Origin of the sequence: Mycobacterium sp. 1465703.0 (assembly GCF_001672975.1) — a bacterium.
Taxonomy (GTDB): domain Bacteria; phylum Actinomycetota; class Actinomycetes; order Mycobacteriales; family Mycobacteriaceae; genus Mycobacterium.
On record NZ_LZKU01000180.1, the window covers coordinates 21,230 to 27,855 of the forward strand.

Annotated in this window: 4 protein-coding genes and 2 pseudogenes; 4 read left to right on the forward strand and 2 right to left on the reverse strand. The window is 68.0% G+C overall.

Annotated features, from left to right (window positions below):
* Positions 1-23 precede the first annotated feature (23 nt).
* Entirely contained in the window at positions 24-1,547 is a 1,524-nt protein-coding gene (locus tag A5625_RS16350) for a class I adenylate-forming enzyme family protein (RefSeq protein WP_066995870.1), read from the forward strand.
* Positions 1,544-4,771, forward strand: a complete 3,228-nt coding sequence (locus A5625_RS16355) for a carboxyl transferase domain-containing protein (protein ID WP_066995887.1) — start codon at positions 1,544-1,546, stop codon at positions 4,769-4,771. The genes A5625_RS16350 and A5625_RS16355 overlap by 4 nt, the downstream gene beginning before the upstream one ends.
* A 10-nt stretch (positions 4,772-4,781) precedes the next feature.
* On the opposite strand, the gene A5625_RS16360 is transcribed toward A5625_RS16355, so the two are convergent.
* Positions 4,782-5,111: a PE-PGRS family protein gene (locus A5625_RS16360; protein WP_066995873.1), complete on the reverse strand. Its 330-nt coding sequence runs from the start codon at positions 5,109-5,111 to the stop codon at positions 4,782-4,784.
* 132 nt (positions 5,112-5,243) lie between these two features.
* Between A5625_RS16360 and A5625_RS16365 the strand changes: the two genes are divergently transcribed.
* Both A5625_RS16365 and A5625_RS16370 read left to right on the forward strand, forming a co-directional pair.
* A complete protein-coding gene (locus A5625_RS16365) occupies positions 5,244-6,026 on the forward strand; it encodes an SDR family oxidoreductase (RefSeq protein ID WP_066995876.1) in 783 nt (260 codons plus the stop codon).
* Positions 6,023-6,466: pseudogene (locus A5625_RS16370) on the forward strand (acyl-CoA dehydrogenase family protein); the annotation flags it as partial. The gene A5625_RS16365 and the pseudogene A5625_RS16370, both read left to right, overlap by 4 nt.
* Here A5625_RS16370 and A5625_RS28450 read toward each other — a convergent pair.
* A pseudogene (locus A5625_RS28450) lies at positions 6,460-6,626 on the reverse strand (acyl-CoA dehydrogenase family protein); the annotation flags it as partial. The pseudogenes A5625_RS16370 and A5625_RS28450 sit on opposite strands and share 7 nt — an antisense overlap.

The following is a 6,626-nucleotide window of genomic DNA, read 5'->3' on the forward strand; positions in this document are numbered from 1 at the left end:
GGATAGTAAGGACCGGGCATGCTGTGATCGAAATTCCGCGCGACCACAACCCGTTCCCGGTGACCGGCGTGTCCCGCGGCCGCGACGGCATTCCGCGCTACGACGACCTGCCGACCACCCTGCTGGACATGCTCGCCGCACAGGTCGACGTCCGTCCGGACAGCGAAGCCCTGGTCGAGCTGGGTGCCGGTCGGCTGACCTACCGGCAACTCTGGGACCGCGCGGCGCGAGTGGCCGGCGGGCTGCGCGCGGGTGGGTTGCAGCACGGCGATCGCGTCGCGGTGCGTTACCCCGCCGGAATCGATTGGGTGCTGGCGTTCTGGGGCACCGTGATGGCCGGTGGCGTTGTGGTGGCGGTCAATACGCGATCCGCGCAGCCGGAAGTCGAGTTCGTGCTGTCCGACTCCGGTGCGCAGCTGGATCTGGCGCCGGATTCGGCACTGCCCGACGGACGGCCGTACGTCACCGAGAAACTCGGCCGCGCCGACACGGCCGCCCTGTTCTACACCTCCGGCACCACCGGGCACCCCAAGGGCGTGCCCACCACCCACGAGGCATTCCTGACCAACACCGAGAATTCGCTCCGCTGTCTGCAACAGCCCAGGGATCTCGGCGAGGCGATGCGCACGCTGATCTCGGTTCCGCTGTTCCACGTGACCGGTTGTAACACCCAGCTTCTGCCCGCCGCCCGGCTCGGCGGCACCTCGGTGATCATGCCCACGCTGAACCTGGACGAGTTGATCACCGCGCTGACCGCCGAGCAGGTCTCGGTCATGGTCACCGTCCCCGCGATATACTCGTTGCTGTTGCGGCACAGTGCTTTTGCTGCGCTGGACACGTCGGGTGTGCGGTGGGTGGGCTACGGTGGCGCTCCGATCGCGCCGTCGCTGGTGCGGTCGGTGAAAAATGCGTTCCCGCACGCCACGGTGTTCAACGGCTACGGCATGACCGAGACGGCGTCACTGATGACGGTGCTGCCCGACCGCGAGGCCGTCGAGCACGCCGACTCCGTCGGTTATGCGGTCCCTTCGGTGGATTTGGGGGTGATCCCGTTCGGAGACGACCCCGCTGTCGGTGAGCTGGTCGCGCGCGGAGCCAATGTGACGGCGGGGTACTGGAATCGGCCGCGGGCCACCGCCACCACATTCGCGGACGGTTGGCTGCACACCGGTGATGTGGTGCGGGTCGACGATGCGGGCCGGGTGCACTTGGTGGACCGGCTCAAAGACATCATCAATCGCGGTGGTGAGAACGTTTCCAGTGTCGAGGTGGAAGCCGTGCTCCTGGCGGCACCCCATGTGGCCGACGCCTGCGTGTTGGGGGTTTCCGACGACGTCATGGGGGAGAAGGTGGGGGCGGTGTTGTTCGGCGGTGACGACGAGATCGACGTGCCGGCGGTGCTGGACCACTGCCGCAGCCAGTTGGCCGATTTCAAAGTGCCGCAATATATCACGGTGGTCGGTCACGAGCTGCCGCGCAATGCCGGTGGCAAACTGCTCAAGGCCAGACTCCGGGAGCAGGTCACATGGGGCGAGCCGCTGCGATGAGCGCGAGCGTGCTGATCGCCAATCGCGGCGAGATCGCGCTGCGAATCGTGCGCACGGCAATCGAATTGGGCATGCGGACGATCGCCGTCTACGCCGAAGACGACGCGGAGAGCCCGCACGTGCACGCGGCTGACGAGGCGATCGGCCTGCCGGGCACCGGGCCGCGAGCTTACCTGGACCAGTCCGCCATGCTGGCGGCGGCCAAAAGCTCCGGAGCGGACCTGATTCACCCAGGCTACGGATTCCTCAGCGAGAACGCCGAATTCGCCAACGCCTGTGCGGCCGGCGGCTACACGTTTGTCGGCCCGGACGCCCGGGTGCTCGAACTGCTGGGCAACAAGACCACCGCCCGCGGCGCCGCGATGGCCGCCGGGGTACCGGTGTTGCCCGCCACCGAGGGGCCGAGCAGCGTCGAGGACATCAAGGCATTCTTCGCCGCACACGGTGACGGAATCATGATCAAGGCCCTCGCCGGCGGCGGTGGGCGGGGAATGCGCAAGGTGGACAACGCCGATCAGATCGACGAGGCCTACCAGCGCTGTGCGGCCGAAGCCCAGCTGGGATTCGGTGATCCCGCGCTGTTCGCCGAGGCGCTGCTTACCGAGGCCCGGCACATCGAAGTGCAGGTGGTGGCGGCGCCGGCCGGGCACCAGACGCACGCCCATGCGGTCGGCGACCGCGACTGCAGCATCCAGCGGCGCTACCAGAAGCTGGTCGAAATCGCTCCTGCCCAAGGTCTTTCGGACGACGTGCGCCGTGCCCTGCACCAGGCCGCGGTGCGGTTGTGCGCTCGCGTGGGCCTGCGCGGGCTGGCCACGGTGGAATTCCTGGTCAGCGGCGAGGATTTCGTCTTCCTCGAAGTCAACCCACGGATCCAGGTCGAACACACCGTCACCGAGGAGACCACCGGACTCGACCTGGTTGCCGTCCAGCTGGCCATCGCCGGCGGCGCATCCTTCTACCAGTTGGGGCTGCCTTCCGGAATCGCCTCGGACGGGCTCGAAGTCATCGGTGAGCCGGCCGCACGACGCGGCATCGCGATACAGCTCAGGGTCAACATGGAGACCTTCGGGCCCGACTTTTCCGTCGTGCCCTCGGCCGGCACCCTCACGGTGTTCTCTGCGCCCAGCGGTCCGGGCGTGCGTGTCGACACCTACGGCAAGGCGGGCCTGACAGTCAGCCCGCAGTACGACTCGCTGTTGGCCAAGCTCATCGTCTTTGTGCACGGCTCGTGGAGCGCGGCGGTGCGCAAGGCGCGCATCGCCCTGGGCGAGTTCAGCATCGAAGGCGTGCACACGAACATCGGATTCCTGCGTGAGCTGCTGACCGACGATCGGGTCGAGTCCTCTTGGGTGAGCACCGGTTTCCTCGACGAGAAGCTGCCCGAGTTCGCCGCGGCCGCACTGCATCACCAGCACGACCAGCGGGCTGCGGCGGTCGAGCTGTATCCCGGCGAGGACGTACTGCGGGCGCAGCTGGCCGGCACCGTGGTCGAAATGGCTGCCGAGGGCGCCGAATACACCGCCGGCGGCCAACTGGTTGTCCTGGAGGCGATGAAGATGCAGCACGTGCTCGTCGCGCCGGACGCGCTGCGAACCGTCCGGATTCTGGTGACGCCCGGGCAGGTCGTCGGCACCGGAGATCCGCTGCTGGTCTTCACTCGCACCGGGGCAGGAGCAGACAGCGAGTCTGCTACAGCCGCAATGGATCTCGATCGCCCGCGAGCAGATCTCGACGAGGTCCTGCATCGACATTCCTTGACCCTCGATGAGGGTCGGCAGGCAGCAGTTGCCAAGCGGCACGACCGTGGCCGCCGCACCGCCCGGGAGAACATCGCCGATCTCGTCGACCCGGACAGCTTCGTCGAATACGGCGCCCTGGCCATCGCGGCGCAGCGCAGCCGTCGCTCGGAGGAGGACTTGATCGTCAACACCCCGGCCGACGGCTTGGTCGCCGGCCTGGCCACCATCGGCGCCGATCGGTTCGGGCGGGCCGCGGCGCAGGCCGTCGTGGTGTCCTACGACTACACCGTGCTGGCTGGTACGCAGGGCATGCGCAATCACGCCAAAACCGACCGGGTGTTCGACCTGGCCGCGCGAAAGCGGTTGCCGGTGGTGCTGTTCGCCGAGGGCGGCGGCGGCCGACCGGGCGACACCGACGTCGGCGGTGCGGCCGGTCTGGACGTGCCGACCTTCCGGATGCTGGCGGGATTGCACGGCAAAGTGCCACTGGTATCGATCGTCTCGGGCCGTTGCTTCGCCGGCAACGCCGCGCTGGCCGGAGTCTGCGACGTGATCATCGCAACACCGGACGCCAACATCGGGATGGGCGGGCCGGCGATGATCGAGGGCGGCGGGCTGGGCGTGTACCCGCCGGAGGCGATCGGGCCGATCGGTGTGCAGCGCCGCAACGGCGTGGTCAGCCTGGTCGCCAGGGACGAGGCGCATGCGGTGTCGCTGGCCAAGCAGTACCTGTCCTACTTTCAGGGCAGCCGCAGCGACTGGGCGGCGCCCGATCCGCGGTTGGCCCGGCATGTGGTGCCGCAAAACCGGTTACGCGCCTACGACGTGCACCGGGCCATCGAGGCGATCGTCGACATCGGCTCCGTGCTGGAGCTGCGCGGCGACTATGGCGTGGGGATCGTCACCGCGCTGGTGCGCGTCGAGGGAGTGCCGTATGGGCTGATCGCCAACAGCACCCACCACCTGGGTGGCGCGATCGATGCCGAGGCCGCCGACAAGACCGGCGACTTCCTCGCCCTGTGCGAATCGTTTGGGCTGCCGGTGATCTCGCTATGCGACACCCCGGGCTTCATGGTGGGGCCGGATGCGGAGAAGGAGGCGGCGGTTCGCCGTTTCGGCCGGATGTTCGTCCTGGGCGCGCGGCTGACGGTGCCGCTGGGAATGATCATCTTGCGCAAGGGCTATGGGCTTGGCGCGATGGCGATGGCCGGCGGCTCGTTCCGTGCGCCCCAGTTCACCGTCGCCTGGCCGACCGGAGAGATCGGCGGCATGGGGCTGGAAGGGGCCGTACGCCTCGGATACAGCAAAGAACTCGCCGCCGCGGACGACCCCGTCGAGCGGCAAAACTTGTTCGATCGCCTGGTGGCCGCCGCCTACCAGCACGGCAAGGCGCTGCGGGCGGCCACCACGTTCGAACTGGACGACGTGATAGACCCAGCAGCCTCCCGGGCCTGGATCACCAGGCTCTCAGGAGGCTGCTGAAGGGTCTGATTTAGGCGTGGCCGGAACCGCAACCAACGCCGGGCAGACATCCAGTACCGCCGGGGATACCACCCGGGCCCGCGTTCTGCCCGCCGGAGCCGCAGCCCACGCCGGGCACACAACCCTGACCACCGGGACCACCGCCGGGGCCGTTGAACTGGCCGCCGGAACCGCAGTTCCCGTTGGCGTCGCAGCCGCCGCCACCCGGGTCGTTTTTGAAGGTCACGTGCGTGGGTGCTGGGGAGTTGGCAGCCGGTCCGGCGACGGAGACGTCAGCAACGGCCGCGGGCGCTGCGGCGATGGCTGCAGCGACGGCCCCGGCGACGACCAGCGGTTTCATGTATGTCAATTTCGATAACATGCGCGTGGCATACCACCTCAACACATGTCCAAAACATCGCGAATAAAATTCCACAACGAGCGAAGTCTCCGGGCCGCAGGACGGCTCTCACCGCGACGGAAGGCCCGATATATGACGTCACAGGATCTGACCGGCCGCACGGCCATCATCACCGGCGCATCGCGCGGGATCGGGCTGTCGATTGCCCAGCAGCTGGCGGCCGCGGGGGCCAACGTGGTACTGACCGCCCGCAAGCAGGAGGCCGCCGACGAGGCAGCCGCGCAGGTGGGCAAGCGGGCCCTGGGTGTCGGCGCCCATGCGGTCGACGAGGACGCCGCCCGGCGCTGCGTCGAACTCACCCTCGAGCGCTTCGGCAGCGTCGACATCCTGATCAACAACGCCGGGACCAACCCGGCATACGGCCCGCTGATCGACCAGGATCACGCCCGTTTCACCAAGATCTTCGATGTCAACCTGTGGGCTCCGCTGCTCTGGACCTCGCTGGTCGTCAAGTCGTGGATGGGCGAGCATGGCGGGTCGATCGTCAACACGGCCTCCATCGGCGGCCTGCATCAATCGCCGGCGATGGGCATGTACAACGCCACCAAGGCCGCGCTGATCCACGTCACCAAGCAGCTGGCGCTGGAACTTTCGCCGCGCATCAGGGTCAACGCCATCGCGCCCGGCGTGGTGCGCACCCGGCTGGCCGAGGCGCTGTGGAAGGACCACGAGGATCCGCTGGCGTCGTCGATCGCGCTGGGACGCATCGGCGAGCCGATCGACGTGGCCGCAGCGGTCGCCTTCCTGGTTTCCGACGCGGCGAGCTGGATCACCGGTGAGACGATGGTGATCGACGGTGGTCTGCTGCTCGGGGCCGCACAGGGATTCCAGTCCGCACCGGGCGGCGGACAATGACCGCCGTCGATACGGACCTGGACGCGCGGGTGCAGGCGCTGCTCGACGAGCACGATCCGGCGACCAGCGATCCGCGGGATTTCCTTGGCGCGCAATACGATGCGGGCCTGGCTTGGGTGCATCTACCGCAGGGATTCGGCGGACTGGGTCTGCCACGCACCGCCCAAGAGCGCGTCGATGCGCGGCTGGCAGCCGCCGGCGCACCGGTGGGCGGCACGCCCAAGAACTACATCGGAATGGGTATGGCAGCGCCCACCATCGCGGCGTTCGGCACCGACGAGCAGAAGCGAAACTTCTTGCGCCCGTTGTTCACCGGTGAGCAGATCTATTGCCAATTGTTCAGTGAGCCCGGCGCCGGTTCGGATCTCGCCGGAGTCGCCACCCGTGCGGTCCGTGACGGTGACGACTGGATTGTCAACGGGCAGAAGGTGTGGACGTCGCAGAGAAAGTAGGTCAGACCGGCGTGCTTGGGCACGTTCGGATCGGTGCGAGCGACCAGGATGGCCATCTGCGCGTGCTGCGCCTGCGACGTCCACACCTTCTGCCCGTTGACAATCCAGTCGTCACCGTCACGGACCGCACGGGTGGCGACTCCGCCGC